Below are 17,122 nucleotides of genomic sequence, written 5' to 3'. Positions count from 1 at the left end.
CGTATTTTTAAAAAAATCAGTGGTTCTTTTTAGCTTACCTGATCTAACCAGATAACTAAATGCGATAATAATCAGCATATTACTTAACAATACCCGCAAAACGTTGATAGAAAACCGTTGGACTGTTCTCATTTTTAGGAGCATATTTTCCTGCAATAATCGGAATATAAATAACCCTCCTTCTACTCTCTTCGCCACGGATAGTTGATTCTGCCACTCTGTGCCACAAACGGCCATCGTGAATGGTTAAATCTCCAGCTTCCGGAGTGATAGAAACTTCCTGTGGATCAGGTTTATTATCTAAAAAGTATTTTTTACGAAAAAGCATTTGATAAACACTTTGCTTGTGAGTACCCGGAATGATTTTAAGGCCTCCGTTTTCAGGTTTTAAAGTGCTTAAATGAATCCCCACATTGAGCATCGGGTTTAATTTTGCACCATAAAAAATATCTCTCAAACCATCTGTATGCCAGCCCATTTTAGTAAACTTACTTTCAGGTCCGTTGATATAATGATTAAAAACCATTCCGTCTTTTTCTTCAGTACCTAATCTCGAACCCTCGCCTGCCAATGGTAATAAACTATTGAATCTTGGATCAAGTAAAAGACCGCTTAATGTTTGATGATGTTGATTGATAAAAGCAAAACGTTGTACAATTGGAGAGCCGTCTAAATCTTTTCCGTATTTAATTGGAACGCCGTTTACTTTTTGAAGATCGTTGTCAATCCATTTTTGCTCCACTTGTTTGGAAGCATCAATGATGGATGAAACCGTTTCCGGATTTATAAATTTTTTGAAATGGATGAATCCATGTTCGTTAAAAAACGCAATTTGCTCATTAGTTAATTGGTCAGTAAGGGTAAAGGTTTTATAAGAAGATACCATGATAATATAGATTAAATAAATGAAATAATATAGTTTGTAATTTTATCTAAAACAGAATAACAACAACAGCAACAACAAAACATTAGCATGTTGGCGTGCATTCGGTTTTCAGATAAATTGAACATATTTTTTCTATTATTTGACATACTCTATAGAATTAGTAGAATTTAATACAAACTTAATATAATTTTTTATTTTATAAAGAATATTTTTTTATTTTTTTGAAAAAATTAAATTTTATAAATTCCGGCTGCGGTTTTTTCGATAAATGCCTTTGGTAGTATACGGTTGGCATAAACCGAAATAATATTGGTAAAACCCGGAATAACCTCTGATTTTTTGCTGAACATGGCTTTTACAGCCATTTTTGCAACTTCATCAGGCTGCATATTAAACTTTTCGGCCATTTTGCTAAAAGCGCTTAAACCAGCTCTTTCGGCAAAACCAGTATCTACAGGACCCGGACTAAAACAAGTTACTGAAATTGAAGTTTGGGCAAGTTCGAAACGCAAGGCACGTGTAAACGATAAAACAAAAGCCTTTGTAGCCGAATAAACAGCCAGCGTAGGTACAGCCTGGTAGGCAGCAGTACTGGATATATTTAGAATATAGGATTGCTTTTCTTGTAAAAGTATGGGTATTAATAAATGTGAAAATTCTACAACTACATTCATATTTAGCTGCATCATGCCAAGCTGATCGGTTAGAGAAGACTGACTAAAATCGCCCCACACACCATAACCTGCATTGTTGACTAAAATGCCAACCGGATAGTGATTCGTTTTTATCCAATCGGTTACTTTTAGTGATGCACCATTTATCAAAAGATCAATTGGCAAAATAAAAGCATTTATACCGAATTTAAGTTGAAGATCGTCAGATAGTGCTTTTAATTCCTTCTCACTTCTTGCAACAAGCAATAGTGCATAACCCTGTTTAGCCAATTCATAAGCAATTGATTTTCCAATGCCTTTGCTGGCTCCAGTTATTAAGGCATACGGTTTAATTTTTTCGCTCATTTTTATTAATTTAATAATCCAAATATAAAGATTAATTCTATATTTGATTTGCACATTCAATTTCAAATAGACTATAAAAAAAAGAAAACCCAATACGATGAAAAAAGGATACTTGCTCTCACTATTTTTACTCATCTTAACCTCTTGCTCAAACAGTAGTGAAATTATCCCAGATGACACATCAGGAGATATTCAAGGTGTCTGGCAGCTAAAGGCATTGTATGTTTCCGGTATGAGACAGCCTTTAAGTGAATGCCGTCTGAACGAAAGCTTGGCTTTTGAGCAAAACTCTATTATTGTGGTACAGACTGACGAAACCAGCAACACATCCTGTGACATAAGTACCGTAGAAGGTACTTTTTCAAGAAGCGACAATACGTTATCGATAACATTTCCTAAGGAGAACAGAAAAGTAAAAATCAAGGAGCTTACTAAAGCCAAATTGGTTATCATCTCTGAAAATAATGCAGAAATGATGCAATATGAAAAAGCGAATTAAGCTATCCTTATCTCCATTAAAAAAGGCATTCAATAATCTAATCAATTCCATATAAAAAGTATAACCGCTTAAAACTATGAAAAATAGATTCCTTTTAATTCTTTTGCTATCCTCTATCTTTTGTCTGGCTCAGAGTTCACAAACAGAAAACATTAAAATTATAATCGATAGTGCGGCAAATAGAATGATTAAAAAACCTTTAATTCATTCTGCTTCGATAGCAATAGTTTATCAGGGAAAAGAATTCATTGGTCATTACGGAGAATTAGAGCAAGGAAAAAATAATTGCCCTGATAATGAAACAATTTATGAAATAGGTTCTTTAAGCAAAACATTTGCAGGAACACTTGCCGCAAAAGCAGTCAGCGAAAAGAAATTGAATATCGAAGATGAAGTTCAGAAGTATTTACCAGAAAATTATCCAAATCTAAAGTACGGGAATCAGCCTATTCTTGTAAAACATTTGCTTTCTCATACAAGCGGATTACCAAATATGCTGCCACTTGAAGCAAATACAATTCTGCAGAACTTCACAAGCCACGATACTCCTGCAAAAATCAATGCACTTTATAAAAATTACGGACAAAAAGATTTTTTAAGAGATCTTCATAAAGTCAAAATTGATACTGTTCCGGGATATAAATATTCTTATTCAAGTGCAGGCAGCCAACTTATAGCTTTTATTTTAGAAAAAGTTTATAAAACAAAGTATGAAAAACTACTAACAGATTACCTGGGTGAAAACATTGCAATGCAGAACACTAAAATCAACCTTTCTAATCAGGAAGCCAAAAAGCTTGCGGTGGGTTATCACAGCGATAATAGTGTAATCACGTCGCCAATGCCGCAATTACCATGGGGAGCATCAGGTAATATGAAATCGACGATACCTGATATGGTTAAATATATTAAGTTTCAGTTGAAAAATAATAAAATCGTTGCTGAATCACATAAAACAATTGCAAAATTTGATGATACGTTTAGTATTGGTTATTTCTGGAATATCGCAACCGATGATAAAAAACTGGGAACCTTTTATCTTCACCACGGTGGAGTGCCACGTTCTCAATGCTATATCTATGTAGTTCCAAAATACGATCTGGGTGCATTTATTATTACTAATCAAAGTGGTACGGATACAGCCAGAATTATGGAAGATGCATTAAATGAAATATTCGAAAAAATGGCATTAATTGAAAAAAAATGACTAAAATACTGCCTTAATCCATAATCTTTTATTGTTTTTTGTTTCAACGGATTGTACTCCAATTCAAACATTTGTATAAGAGCCTTAACCGCATTTTAAGAGTTTAGAATGATATATATTATATTAATCATAATAGATTCTCTTGTTCGAAAACAATAAACACAAACGAATTTAAGTGGGAAAAATATCTCTGACAAAAATTCCTTTTTAATCTTTTTAAAGTTAAAAGCAATATATTTGACTCAAACGAATTGCAAAAATGGGACTAGATTACGATTACAGAATATACATTAAAAAAGAAAACCTTAAGAGGGCTCTAAAACTCATTTATGAGCGTTCAGATAAAAAAAGAGTCTCATTTGAAATCATTAATGAAGAACTATACAGAATTCATAATTATGCCAATGGACAAACATCCAAAACCTTACTTGAAAATTTTGGAATAAATCAAAAAATAGATACATGTATTTTAGTTGATGAAGACAATAAAATAATTGAGTATCATTTATATGATCTAACTCAATCTTATCAGCCAAATTCTGTTGATGAATCTGACTTTATCGATTATTATAAGACTACTGATAACAAATGGTGGATAGGCAATGTTGAAATTTACATTAATGACTATTCTTCAAAAATGGAGAATTGCATAGAGCTTCAATTCTGGGCAGTTACTAGTAGTATGAGTCGTCTTTTTGCTAATTCAACATCAATTGACAAATATTTTAAAGAGTTATGTAGTGCTACAGAAGCAGATTATGGTTGTATTTACATGGAAGATAGCGGATACAAACTTATATGGGCAAAAGGAAAAGAATACAATTTGACAGTACCTATCCTTTGGAGTCATTTTGAAGAATATGGTTTTATTAAGGTAATTAGTGATATTTTAAAAATATAAAGTGTGTATAAAATATTTTAGTCAATATCTCTAATAAATAGTTGTAATTAAGCACATTAACAAACGAAAATAAAATCCCATTTCAATAGAAATGGGATTTCTTTTGTGTCTTAATTTTGATATTAAAAACGAAAACATAGCATTAAAAAAGGCATTGAAAGTCAACGATATATTAACTTTCAATGCCTTGTAATGAATCATATAATAAGCCCTACTCCTTTTTTGTTTTTAAAACTTTATAACACGCAAAAAGAATACCCAGCCAAATAGGAATTAATTCTACGGATAACTTCATATTAGTGATCCACATTACGGATAAAATACCCAATAAAAATACAAAACAGATATAATTACTTACGGGATAAAATAATGAAGCAAACTTCGTTTTTATGTTTTCCCTGTCTTTCGAACGTCTAAATTGCAGATGCGTATACGAAATCATAACCCAGTTAATCACCAAACAAGAAACCACTAAAGACATTAAAATACTAAAAGCCTCTTTTGGCATTATTTTATTTATTAAAATACAAATAGCGGCAAAACATGAAGAAATTAAAATGGCATTAATAGGTACCGATTGTTTGTTCAGCTTCATTAAAAATTTAGGCGCATTGCCCTGATCTGCTAAACCATATAACATACGTGAATTACTATAAACACTACTATTATATACGGATAAAGCTGCGGTTAATACAATTAAATTAAGCACATTGGCAATAAGGCTTGTAAAAAATATTTTGCGGCCAAACAACTCAAATTCCATTCCGTTTAAATTTTGAAAAACCATTACAAACGGACTACTATCTGTCGTAATTTGTCTCCATGGTGATAAAGCAAATAAAATGACCAATGCACCAACATAAAAAATAAGGATTCTGTAAATAACCTGATTGGTTGCTTTTGGAATGTTTTTCTCCGGGTTTTCTGCCTCAGCAGCGGTAATTCCAATGAGTTCTAAACCGCCAAAGGAAAACATAATTAGCGCCATTGCTGATAGTAAACCCTGAAAATCACCGGTTGCAGTTTTTTCAAAGAACCCTTTTGGAAAGAAACCTCCATCATTGTATAAATTATGAATTGTAGCGTGTTCTCCTCCTGTTCCACTTATTAGCAAGTAAGTACCAAAGAGAATCATGGCAATAATTGCGACAACTTTTATGATTGAAAACCAAAATTCTGTTTCTCCGTAAACTTTTACAGAGGCAAAATTCAAAGCATTAATAACCAGAAAGAAAAATAAACTGGATGCCCACAGCGGAACTTCAGGCCACCAAAACTGCACATAAACACCAATAGCTGTAAGTTCAGCCATACTGACTAAAATATATAAAATCCAATAATTCCAACCTGATGCAAAACCGGCAAAAGAACCGCAATATTTATAAGCAAAATGACTAAAGCTTCCTGATACAGGTTCTTCGACAACCATTTCGCCAAGTTGTCTCATGATAAAAAAAGCGATAATTCCGGCAATAGCATATCCTAAAATAACAGATGGCCCTGCTAATACAGCCGCTGGACCAATGCCAAGGAAAAGACCTGTTCCTATTGATCCGCCTAAAGCAATTAACTGAATGTGGCGGTTAGTCAGCCCACGTTTAAGCTGATTATCTTGTACGTCTTCCTGTTTTATTTTCACAAATTAGATTTTTAAAGGAGTTAAATGCACTCACAAGTGTATAAAGAGCGAAGATAAGTTAAAAAAGGAATCGCACAAAGCATGCGTTATACTATAAGGGATATTCATTAATGATTTTTAATATACAAACTTATTTACATCTTGTATAAAATGATCTAAAAAAACAAGCTATATCCTTTTAAAAAACTATAAATCAATAGTTTAAAACTTAAAAGTTCGTATTGACCTGAAACAAAAAGAGACATCAAAAACACTTTGACATCTCTCCTTTAATTCAGTCTTACTACTTAATCCTGATCAAAAACTTTCCCTAAATGTTCTTCCATAACAAAATACGGATCATTTGTGTGCGTCATCGACCTTATATGAATTAGACTGGTTTTACTCATCATTCTTAGCATCTGTCGTCTCTCGCACTTTACAATCTTACCATTCTCTTCCCTCTGCCCTGCCGTAAAAGCACTTCTTCCATGGGCACATAAATGATTGTTAACAAATATAACGTCTCCGGAATCTGGTGTATAATCACTATTAATTAACTCTTTAGCCTCGTTCCAGAATTCAGTTAAATTGTACAGCGCTTCAGGCGTTTGTCCTGCTTTTTCATTAAATATCTGTTCTGCCGCATCAAATCTAATAAAAGGCAGTTCTTTATTTCCATATAAAACAGAAGCCAGCGGGCCGTTACTTGTTTCTTCATCATAATTGGCATCTTTAGGACATTGATAAATAGGATCAAAAAGTTTTTCCATTACCGTATTAACCCCGCCATGTGATCGCACCGAGTAAAGTGTTGAAGGAACTCTCTCTTCATTTCGCAAATAAAGAAAGCTTAAAAAATCTGCCTGATGCAGCAAAAACGCATCTTCAGTATGAACATACAGATTTGTTTTTGACCCTGACCCTGTTTGCGTAGCAACCATATTTTCATCAGGAATAACGGCATGCAGAATTCCTCCGCCTTTTCGCTGCGCATAATACTGGACAGGTTTCGAAGGAACTGCTCCATGCAGCAGCGAACAAATAAAGCCGTATTTATTGAGTTTTGAATAATCGGCACTCTGCCAGTTAGCGGGCGTCGGTCCCAGATGATCCTGATCTACTTCAAGAAGTCCTCTAAAAATGATGGCTCCGTACTGGTCAGCAGAGAAATCTGTTCCAAAACGGCTTAAGATTCTGGCTATTCGTTCCGGAAGAAGCTGAAAAGAATAAAAATGAAGCGCCTCTATATAATCTGGATTTTCATAGCTCTGAAATGCTTTCTCTAAAAGTGAGCCCACATTAGATAAAATATTTCTTTCCTGAGGCGTAATCTCTACTATCAGCGGGCTTGTAGGAATCTGATAAGCATAATTTTCTTTTACTGGTATTTCATCTTCAATTAATGATTGTGATTTCATTTATTAGTTTATTTAATAGTTAATAAAAATTGGGGACAAATAAAAAACACAAACTACTACAACTAAACCATATACAAATAAAACATTGTTCTGATACATTTTTGAAATGTAGAGAATTTCGTATAATATTTTTTCTGTTTTATTTTTTTTATAAAGATTAATTTCTACATTTGCTTGCACTGTTTTTATTTATTCTAAATAAAATCTACTTACAAATATATTTGTTTTATCATTTAAAAAAAGAATTTTCTTAAATAATTTTTTAAAAAAATATGAATATTAGCACTAAACCCAGTAAAATCAAGACATCAGATTTTACGTATAGAGAAAATAAAATTTCAAAAATCATCCGGACCAGACGAAGTGTTTATGCTGATGAATTTTTTAAGCAAAACATACCGGATGAATTATTAAATGAAATTTTAACAAACGCAACTTATGCACCTACGCATAAAATGACCGAACCATGGAGGTTTATTATTTTACAGGATAATTATTTAGATCAACTAGGATCCTTTCTGGCAGACTATTACAAAGACTTCTATTCTCAAAAATTTTCTGCTGAAGAAGCTATCGAAAAGTACAATCTACTTAAAGAATATCCTCTTAATTCGGCCTGTATTATTGGAGTCGTAATGGTTCGAAATCTCAAAATAAACCTTCCGGAATGGGAAGAAGTTGCCGCCGTTTCATCTGCCGTTCAAAACATCGCACTCACCTGCACTGCCCACAATATTGGGAGCTACTGGAGTACATCTGCCGGTGCAATTGATTATTTAAAGCAATTTGACCTGGCCGAAAATGAACAATCTCTCGGTTTAATTTATGTTGGATATTATCCTGAGGATCTTGAACCCTCGAAAAAAAAGAGAACCCCTGTTTCTAACAAAGTAACTTATTTTAAATAACCCAAATTTTAAAAACTAATCATTATGCAAAACCTATTAGACAACGATCAGGATGTCTTAGTTAAAAGTTCTACTGACGATTTTTATCAGGATATTTTTCATGAAAATTCTGGCGCAGAATACAACAATGCAATAGCATTAGTGCAAAAACGCGTAAATGGTTTTCTTGAAAATACTAAAATTCCGTTCAGTGGTATTAAACCTGAGGAAATAAGAAATAAAGTAGAAGCTGTAAACTTAGATGTGCCGCTTCAGGATTATGAAAGTCTTTGGAATGAGATTGATGAAATTTATGTCAATCATGCAACTGCCTATCATTTACCAGAATATATAGCTCATTTAAACTGCCCTGTCGTGATTCCTGCTTTGGCCGCAGATGTACTGATAAGTGCAATTAATTCGTCGCAGGATACGTATGATCAAAGTGCCGGAGGAACATTTATAGAAAGAAAATTGATTGCCTGGACGGGTGAACAAATTGGATATAATGCCGATTGCGATGGTATTTTTACAGGCGGCGGCTCGCAGAGTAACCTTATGGGACTGCTTTTGGCAAGAGATTATTTTGCTTTGAAATTCCTGAATTGGAATATCAAATTAAATGGATGCCCTCCGGAAGCCAGTAAGTTCAGAATTTTTGTTTCTGAGAAATCTCATTTCAGTAATCAAAAAAATGCTTCTATTTTAGGACTTGGCGAGCAGTCTATCGTTCAGGTTGTTACAGATAACCGATATAGAATGGATGCTGAAAAATTACAGCAAGCCATTACTGAAGAGCTGGAAAAAGGCAACATTCCTATTGCTATTGTGGCTACAGCCGGTACAACCGATTTCGGAAATATTGATCCATTATCTGAAATTGCAATTCTGGCAAAAAAATATGAATTATGGATGCATGTTGACGCTGCTTATGGATGCGGATTACTGCTGACAGATAAATACAAACATCTTCTAAACGGTATCGAACAAGCTGATTCTGTTACGATTGATTACCATAAATCTTTCTTTCAGCCTATCTGCAGCAGTGCTTTTATGGTGAGAAACAAACAGCATCTTCATATTATAAAACACCACGCCGATTATCTAAATCCTAAGGAGCAGGATTATGATGAACTTCCGGCTCAAATTAACAAGTCTCTGGTACAAAGTACACGCCGTTTTGATGCTTTAAAGTTATGGTGTACACTGCGCCACATGGGAAGAACCAAACTGGGACAGTATACGGAAACCATTATCGAAACTACGCAGCAAACTGCTGAAATTATAGACAACGACAAAGATTTTGAACTTTTAACAGATTCTGATTTAAGCGTTTTGGTTTTTAGATATAAACTAGACGGCTGGCCGGGAGACACTTGTAAAATGAATTTACATATCAAAAAGAAAATGTTTTTTAATGGCGAAGTTTTAGTGGCAAGCACAAAAGTAAATGGCATTTTTTACCTAAAGTTCACCATTTTGAACCCATTAACGACTATTGCACACATTAATAATATCCTTTCAATCATAAAAAAACACGGAAATGACTACATCTTCTCCTAAAGAGATTGCTCAGGAAGCAGTCCATATTACATTTAGTATTTTACTTAACTGCTGCGTGCGCGAATTAGGTAACAGCAGTTTTTATGAAGGGGTTCCTAAATACGATCCTGTGCTGAAATCTTATATGTCAAAGTATGATCATAAGCTTCATCTAAAATTAGATTTTCCTGTTGATAACGTTGAAGTCTATGCACCTGTACGCTACAGATCTGAAACTTTCAGACATTTATATGATTTTCCGGTAATGGAACGTGACCTTAGTACTGAAACCATAAAAGAAATAGATGCAGATCGTCTTCTGGAACTAATTACAACCCATATAAGACAGCAGTATCCCTTGGCTGATTCTAAAAATGTAAAAAAAAGAATGCAGCTGAGCACCGAAAAAATAGCGCAGTTTTTAGAACATTTTAAAACTTCCGGGCAGGATTTTAATAAAGCTGAAATGACTTTTATTGAAGCAGAACAATTATTTCCGGCTGGGCATTTACTGCACCCTCTTACCAAAGGACGTGAAGGATTTACGGAAGCTGAAGTTTTAAAATATGCTCCCGAAACCGGCGGATATTTTAAGCTGCATTATTTTTTAGTGCATCCTGATTTGGTTACCGAAAAATCGGTAGACGACGTTTTGCCTTCTGATTTTGCAAAAGCAACAGTATTAGAAGCAGGTAAAGAAGATAAAAATCTGCACGATTTACTGGAAAAATATCCGCAGTGGAAAATACTTCCGGTTCATCCGTGGGAAGCTTCACATTTTAAAAACCAAGTCGTATTTGATACACTGGTAAAAGAAAATCTGCTTATCGATTTAGGTGTATTCGGTAAAGAATTTACAGCAACTTCTTCGGTAAGAACCGTATACAATAACGAAAGTGATTATATGTATAAATTTTCGCTTCATGTTAAAATTACAGGGGCAGAACGTATTAATCATTACCATGAACTTTACAGAGGTTATGATGTATCACGATTAATGCAGACTGCCTGGGGAGACAATGTAAGAAAAACATATCCTGATATTGAATTGATTTGTGATCCGGGTTTCATATCAGTATCTTATAACGGAAATGTACTGGATAGTTTTTCTACCAGTGTACGATACAATCCGTTTAAAAGTACTGGAACCGAAAAAGAAAATAATGTTAGTCTATTAGCTTCTTTATGTCAGGACAGCATATTGGGAGATCCTTCCAGAATGAAGAACATCATTCAAAAAGCTTCTGAACAAACGGGATTATCTATAGAAAAAACCAGTGAGCTTTGGTTCAAAAAATACATTGAGATTATACTTAACAGCGTAGTAAAAATGTTTAATGAACAGGGAATGGTTTGCGAGTGGCATCAGCAAAATACACTTGTACAATTGAATGGAGCGTTCATGCCTGAAAAATTATTTTTCCGTGATAATCAAAGTTTTTTATTCCGAAAATCTTTTGAAGAGCAATTAAATGCTATCGTACCCGGTTTCTCTGAAAACGGAAAAATGTTTATACCAGACGATCGTTTATTCAATTTACTGCTTCATTATTTCTGGGTAGGAAATATATTAGCCGTTGTAAATACTTTTGGCGCCAACGGACTTGCAGATGAAAAAAATCTCTTAAACATTCTTTATGATGCCTTAGAAGTTTTACAAAAAGAAGACGAAAGCGGTCTGGTAACGTTTATTCTCGAAAGCAGATATTGGAAAGTAAAAGGCAATTTACTTACGGCACTCAATGATATTGACTGCGGTGGTAATCCTGCTGGCGTTACCCGCATTAATTTTCCAAATGTTTTACACAAACGCTTTTTTTCAGAGCAATTGATAAATCCAAAAGGAAAAGAATTAGTCTACAATCGTTATTTCCCTAAAGAAGATGTTACTATAAGTTTACGCCCTCTTGATATAGATAATGACCTGGAAATGCTGCACGAATGGTTTCATCGTGACCACGCAAAAGCAGCTTGGAAAATGGACTGGCCTCTGCGCGAACTTGAAACCTATTACAGAATCCTGCTTCCAGGAGATGGTTTGTACAGTTATATAGGAATGGCTAACGGGGAACCTACTTTTAATATTGAAGTTTATTGGCCTACCCGCGATGTATTGGGAGATTATTATGATGTGCTGCCTACTGATTACGGAACACATCAATTTATTGCGCCAACAGATCCTAAACTGAAATTTGTTTCACCTGCTACACAATGCATGATCGATTATGTATTTGCTCAACCCGAAGTGGGTAAAATGGTTGGTGAAGGCGCTGTCGATTCCAGAGCTTCGATGATGAACAAAGCATTTCATGGCTTTAAAATCGAAAAAGTTATTGAAATGCCGCACAAAACCTCCAATCTTAATTTTTGCTATCGCGAATGGTACTGGGCTAAATTTCCTCAAAACCAAGACATTGTAATAAATGCTGAAGCAGAACCTAATCTTATAAACCAATAATATGGAAGATCGTAAAATATATTCACTAATAGGAATCGGAATTGGACCTTTCAATTTAGGCTTAGCTGCTTTGTTAGAATCAGTTGATGACGTTTCATCACTTTTTTTTGATCAAAAAGAGCAATTCAACTGGCATCCCGGGTTGCTTATTGACCATGTTACATTGCAGACTCCATTTTTATGCGACTGTGTTTCAATGGCAGATCCTAAAAGTCAGTTTAGTTTTTTAAATTTTCTTAAAAAGACCGATCGATTGTATAAATTTTTTATCCGCGAAAATTTCTTTGTACTGCGTAAAGAGTATAATCTATACTGTCAATGGGTAATCAAACAGCTCAAAAACTGCCGCTTCTCCTCTAGTGTAAAGGAAATTTATTATAAAGACGGTCTTTATGAATTGCACGTATTTCACAAAGATCAAGATCAAACTAAAATTTACTATTGCGAAAAATTAGTATTAGGAACGGGTACAGTACCTGTACTTCCTGAGTTTGTCGATCTTAAAGAAATGAAAAAGGTTTGCCATACCTCGAGTTATTTATTCAGAAAAGAGGAAATATTAGAACAGGATACGGTTACTGTAATTGGTTCTGGGCAAAGTGCGGCCGAAGTATTCTTTGATCTGCTTCAAAACAGACCTAAAAACTTAAAACTGAATTGGTATTCCCGTCCGGATCGTTTTTTTGCAATGGAATATTCCAAGCTTGTTCTGGAGCATACATCTCCGGATTACATCGATTATTTTCATCAAATGCCTTCTTCGACTCGAAGTGTCATGCTGGATCGCCAGAAATCACAATTTAAAGGAGTAAACTTTGATTTACTCAATCAGATTTATGATCATCTGTATACCCTTAGTGTAGATAATGAAGATATTGGTGTAAAAATCAGACCCAACATACAATTGGATGATATAACGGCGGGAATTCACCATAATTACGAATTGCATCTGGAGCAGATCGAACAGCAGAAAAAGTTTACAGAGCATGCCGACTATGTAATTTTAGGCACCGGATATCATTATCAGGAACCTCAATTTCTTAAAGACATACAGCATCGCATCAGCAGAACTTCAACTGGCAGTTATGATGTAAAAAGAAACTACAGTATAGATCATAACGGCAGCGAAATTTTTGTGCAGAATGCAGAAATTCATACACATAGCTACATTTCATCTGATTTGGGCATGGGTGCATATCGAAATTCCTATATCATTAATGAAGTCGCGAAACGTGAAGTCTATAAGTTAGAAAAAAGAATTGCTTTTCAGGATTTTGATCTCTCGGGTATTGTCGCAGAAAAAGCGGAGGAAATTAGTATTTAATACCAAACTTAAAATGAATATAGAAACAATACCACACATAGAAGTTTTTACCGCTGCAGTTTGGGAAAAAGTAAATATCAATTTGTTAGCCAAGAGTTTAGCCGAATTAATGCACGAAGATGTTGCTAAACCAGAAATTACAGGAAGTGAAAAAGAGGGTATTACCCATTTTAAACTAACAACTGATCTTCCGGAGGTTCACTATACTTTTTCGGCTTATCCAAGACTTTTAGAATATTGGCATATTGAAAAAGAAAGCATCCAAAGATGGGAAAACGGCACAGCCTCACCTGCCAAAGATGTTCTTTGTTTTTTTATGGAATTACAAAAAATCTTTGGAATAGATTCTTTTACACTGGCAAAATATACCGAAGAACTTCTCAACACCTTATATGCAGATGCTCATTTGTATACCAGGGAAAAGCTGAGCGCCTCTGAACTTACACAAGCCGATTATCAGACTATTGAGCACCAAATGGAAGGTCATCCGTGGGTAATTGCGAATAAAGGACGCGTTGGTTTCAACAATAGTGATTATCACAAATATGCTCCCGAAGCCAATAAAAATACGGATTTATACTGGCTGGCAGCCCATAAAAAAAGAGCTGCATTTAATGCCTTGGAAACGATCAACTTTAATGATTTTTACACCGATGAATTAGGCGCTGAACTTTATAAAAAATTTCAGGAAAAACTTCGCGATATGAAACTTATCGTTGAAGATTATGTTTTTATACCCGTACATCCCTGGCAATTGAACAATAAAATTTTGCTGCAATTTCATCAGGATCTTGCTAATCAATATTTAGTTATTCTGGGCAAAAGTGACGATGTATATTCGCCTCAGCAAAGTATTCGAACTTTCTTTAATTTAAGTTATCCTTCCAAACATTATGTAAAAACGGCAATATCTATTTTGAGCACAGGAAACATCCGCGGCTTATCTCCAAAACAAATGGATATTGCGCCAAGGGTAACAAAATGGGTTAAAGAAATGCTCGATAAAGATCCTTATTTTGAGGAGAAAGAAGTCGTGTTATTAGGCGAAGTGGCTACGGTTTCTTATCGTCACCCGCAGTACAATTCCATAACCGACAGTCCATATCATTATCGTGAAATGTTAGGCGCATTATGGAGGGAAAGTGCCGAGAAATATCGCAAACCTAACGAAAACCTAATGACGATGGCGTCTTTATTATACATCGATGATAACGACCGTCCTTTTCTGCAGGAACTGATAAACGTTTCAGGGCTGAGTACGCAACGCTGGCTGGAACAATATCTGGAAGTTTACCTAAAGCCTTTGCTGCATATTTACTATCAGCATTCTTTATGTGTAACACCTCATGGCGAGAATATTATTTTAGTCATGAAAAACGGAATACCACAGCGTATTATTATTAAAGATTTTGTTGATGATATAGTCTTGACAGAAGAAGCCAAAGCAAAATTACCGGCTGAACTTAAAGACGGTCTTATCCAATCCTCTAATAAAGAAAATACACCTTTGTTTATTTTGATAGGCGTTTTTGATGCATTTTTCAGATATCTGTCTGATATTTTACATACTCATATGGATTATGATGAACATCTTTTTTGGAAAACCGTAATAGGTTCAATTGAGGAATACCAACGGGATAATCCGCATTTAACAGACCGCTTTGAAAAATACAATCTTTTTGAGCCGGAGTTTAAACGTTTTTATATCAACAGTTTAAAACTGCTTAATAACGGATATGCAGAACAGACCGGTTTTGCCGTACCCAAAAAAGGAAGCAAACTTCCTAATCCACTCTATGTCATTAAGCAATATGAAATGAGCGAGTTTATAGACATTAGTAATGAAACAATACAACACCAATCATGAAAGTAGTTGTATTGAGGCTTCAATCTTATAGTGATTTGTTTCTTACTGCGGTATTAGGCCGCGAAAAAAAGTTTACTTCAGGCAGTATCAATCGGGCCATCGTATTGCTTGCCGTTCCTATGGTTTTAGAACTTGTAATGGAATCTGTTTTTGTTTGTGCCAGTTTGTTTTTTGTGAGTAAACTTGGTGCAGCGGCAGTTTCTATTGTGGGTTCTACAGAGTCTGTTATCAGTTTTTGTTATTCGGTTTCTATAGGTTTAAGCATTGCCGCTTCGACTTTAATTGCGCGTCGCGTTGGCGAGCAGAATTTTAAAGAAGCAAGCGTTACAGCAGGACAAGTAGTAAATATAAGCGTTATTTGCGGTATTGTAATAAGCTTAATCTGTTTTATATGGAGTAATGAAATATTGAGTCTCGTAGGACTTTCTCCAGAAATGATAAAACAAGGCAGTTTGTATGCAAAAGTAATGTTTGCCAGCTGCGGTTTTATTATTATCCGTATTGCGCTAAATGGTATTTTTCGAGGTGCCGGTTATGCTTCTATGGCAATGCGCACACTTTGGCTGTCTAATATATTAAACATACTTCTGTGTCCGCTGCTTATTTTTGGGTGGGGTCCTGTTCCTGCCTACGGACTTTTAGGAGTTGGTATCGCTACCGCTCTAGCCCGTTTTATAGGACTCAGTTATCAGGCATTCCATTTAATTAAAGGAACAACCATTATTCAAATTGGTAAACAACAGCTGGCACTTCACCGCGAAACTTTTAATAAAGTATTGAGACTTGCTTTTGGAGGCATGCTGCAGTATTTAATTCCTGCATCGAGCTGGCTGTTTATGATCAAAATTGTTTCTCATTTTGGAGGCAATGCACTCGCAGGATATATAATAGCGCAACGAGTTGCTTCTATCGCCACTACTCCGGCTTGGGGTATTGGCAATGCTGCAGGAATTTTAACCGGACAAAATTTGGGCGCTCAACAGCCCGATAGAGCCGAAAAATCAGTTTGGCGGGCAGGCATGATCAATATGTGCTTTTTGATTTCGGTGGCAATAGGATGGATTTTTATAGCAGATCCCGTTGTCAGAATCTTTTCTGATGTGCCCGAAGTTGTCGATAATAGTACAACTTACATTCACATTATTTCTATTGCCTATGTATTATTAGGTTACACAATGGTTATTTCCAGAGCACTTAATGCTGCCGGAAAAGTAATGATTGTAACCCTGCTCTACATCCTTATGTTTTATGTGATACAAATACCACTTTCCTATGTCTTTGGAGTAGCATTGGGTTTTGGTCCAAAAGGCATTTTTGCAGCCATATTAATTTCAGAACTGGTACTGGCTTTTGGCTGTATTACCATATTTAGAACAGGAAAATGGAAATTAACTAAAGTTTAAAATTAAATAGTATAAATTTTTAACACATAGAAACATAGTTTTTTTTGACTTGAGAAAAGGCGTTTCACTTTTACTTAATTCATATAGCTA

Annotated in this window: 13 protein-coding genes; 9 read left to right on the top strand and 4 right to left on the bottom strand. The window is 34.9% G+C overall.

Annotated features, from left to right (window positions below; translation table 11 throughout):
- Nucleotides 1–79: 79 nt before the first annotated feature.
- On the bottom strand, nucleotides 80–886 hold the full coding sequence (locus tag LNP81_RS17635) for a phytanoyl-CoA dioxygenase family protein (RefSeq protein WP_230038130.1): 807 nt from the start codon (nucleotides 884–886) through the stop codon (nucleotides 80–82).
- A gap of 230 nt (nucleotides 887–1,116) precedes the next feature.
- Complete coding sequence (locus LNP81_RS17630; RefSeq protein ID WP_230038128.1) at nucleotides 1,117–1,905, bottom strand: SDR family NAD(P)-dependent oxidoreductase; 789 nt, start codon at nucleotides 1,903–1,905, stop codon at nucleotides 1,117–1,119.
- Nucleotides 1,906–2,017: 112 nt separating this feature from the next.
- Between LNP81_RS17630 and LNP81_RS17625 the strand changes: the two genes are divergently transcribed.
- The 3 genes from LNP81_RS17625 (at nucleotide 2,018) to LNP81_RS17615 (ending at nucleotide 4,512) form a co-directional block, all read left to right on the top strand.
- Nucleotides 2,018–2,404 (top strand): lipocalin-like domain-containing protein, encoded by a 387-nt coding sequence (locus LNP81_RS17625; RefSeq protein WP_230038126.1) that lies wholly within the window; start codon nucleotides 2,018–2,020, stop codon nucleotides 2,402–2,404.
- Between the two features lie 76 nt (nucleotides 2,405–2,480).
- Nucleotides 2,481–3,611 (top strand): serine hydrolase domain-containing protein, encoded by a 1,131-nt coding sequence (locus LNP81_RS17620; RefSeq protein ID WP_230038124.1) that lies wholly within the window; start codon nucleotides 2,481–2,483, stop codon nucleotides 3,609–3,611.
- 259 nt (nucleotides 3,612–3,870) lie between these two features.
- Complete coding sequence (locus LNP81_RS17615; RefSeq protein ID WP_230038122.1) at nucleotides 3,871–4,512, top strand: hypothetical protein; 642 nt, start codon at nucleotides 3,871–3,873, stop codon at nucleotides 4,510–4,512.
- A gap of 211 nt (nucleotides 4,513–4,723) precedes the next feature.
- Here the strand turns inward: LNP81_RS17615 and LNP81_RS17610 are convergent, their stop codons facing one another.
- Nucleotides 4,724–6,151 carry an amino acid permease gene (locus LNP81_RS17610; protein WP_230038120.1) on the bottom strand — a complete coding sequence of 476 codons (1,428 nt, stop codon included), beginning with the start codon at nucleotides 6,149–6,151 and terminating at the stop codon, nucleotides 4,724–4,726.
- A 287-nt stretch (nucleotides 6,152–6,438) separates the two neighbouring features.
- Nucleotides 6,439–7,551: a Fe(II)-2OG oxygenase family protein gene (locus LNP81_RS17605; protein WP_230038118.1), complete on the bottom strand. Its 1,113-nt coding sequence runs from the start codon at nucleotides 7,549–7,551 to the stop codon at nucleotides 6,439–6,441.
- Between the two features lie 272 nt (nucleotides 7,552–7,823).
- Between LNP81_RS17605 and LNP81_RS17600 the strand changes: the two genes are divergently transcribed.
- From LNP81_RS17600 to LNP81_RS17575, 6 genes are read left to right on the top strand one after another with little or no spacing between them, the layout of a single operon-like run.
- A complete protein-coding gene (locus LNP81_RS17600) occupies nucleotides 7,824–8,459 on the top strand; it encodes a nitroreductase family protein (RefSeq protein WP_230038116.1) in 636 nt (211 codons plus the stop codon).
- Between the two features lie 24 nt (nucleotides 8,460–8,483).
- Nucleotides 8,484–10,001 carry a pyridoxal phosphate-dependent decarboxylase family protein gene (locus LNP81_RS17595; RefSeq protein WP_230038114.1) on the top strand — a complete coding sequence of 506 codons (1,518 nt, stop codon included), beginning with the start codon at nucleotides 8,484–8,486 and terminating at the stop codon, nucleotides 9,999–10,001.
- Nucleotides 9,982–12,438, top strand: a complete 2,457-nt coding sequence (locus LNP81_RS17590; RefSeq protein WP_230038112.1) for a GNAT family N-acetyltransferase — start codon at nucleotides 9,982–9,984, stop codon at nucleotides 12,436–12,438. The genes LNP81_RS17595 and LNP81_RS17590 overlap by 20 nt, the downstream gene beginning before the upstream one ends.
- A gap of 1 nt (nucleotide 12,439) precedes the next feature.
- On the top strand, nucleotides 12,440–13,762 hold the full coding sequence (locus tag LNP81_RS17585; protein ID WP_230038110.1) for a lysine N(6)-hydroxylase/L-ornithine N(5)-oxygenase family protein: 1,323 nt from the start codon (nucleotides 12,440–12,442) through the stop codon (nucleotides 13,760–13,762).
- Nucleotides 13,763–13,775: 13 nt separating this feature from the next.
- Nucleotides 13,776–15,629: an IucA/IucC family protein gene (locus LNP81_RS17580; RefSeq protein WP_230038108.1), complete on the top strand. Its 1,854-nt coding sequence runs from the start codon at nucleotides 13,776–13,778 to the stop codon at nucleotides 15,627–15,629.
- Nucleotides 15,626–17,032, top strand: coding sequence for an MATE family efflux transporter (locus tag LNP81_RS17575; RefSeq protein WP_230038106.1), 1,407 nt, complete (start codon nucleotides 15,626–15,628; stop codon nucleotides 17,030–17,032). Before LNP81_RS17580 ends, LNP81_RS17575 begins: the two co-directional genes overlap by 4 nt.
- Nucleotides 17,033–17,122 lie beyond the last annotated feature (90 nt).

The sequence above is a fragment of the Flavobacterium piscisymbiosum genome, from assembly GCF_020905295.1.
GTDB classification, from domain to species: Bacteria; Bacteroidota; Bacteroidia; order Flavobacteriales; family Flavobacteriaceae; genus Flavobacterium; species Flavobacterium piscisymbiosum.
Note: the sequence above shows the minus strand (reverse complement) of the source record. Positions and strands in the feature narration are given on the sequence as shown.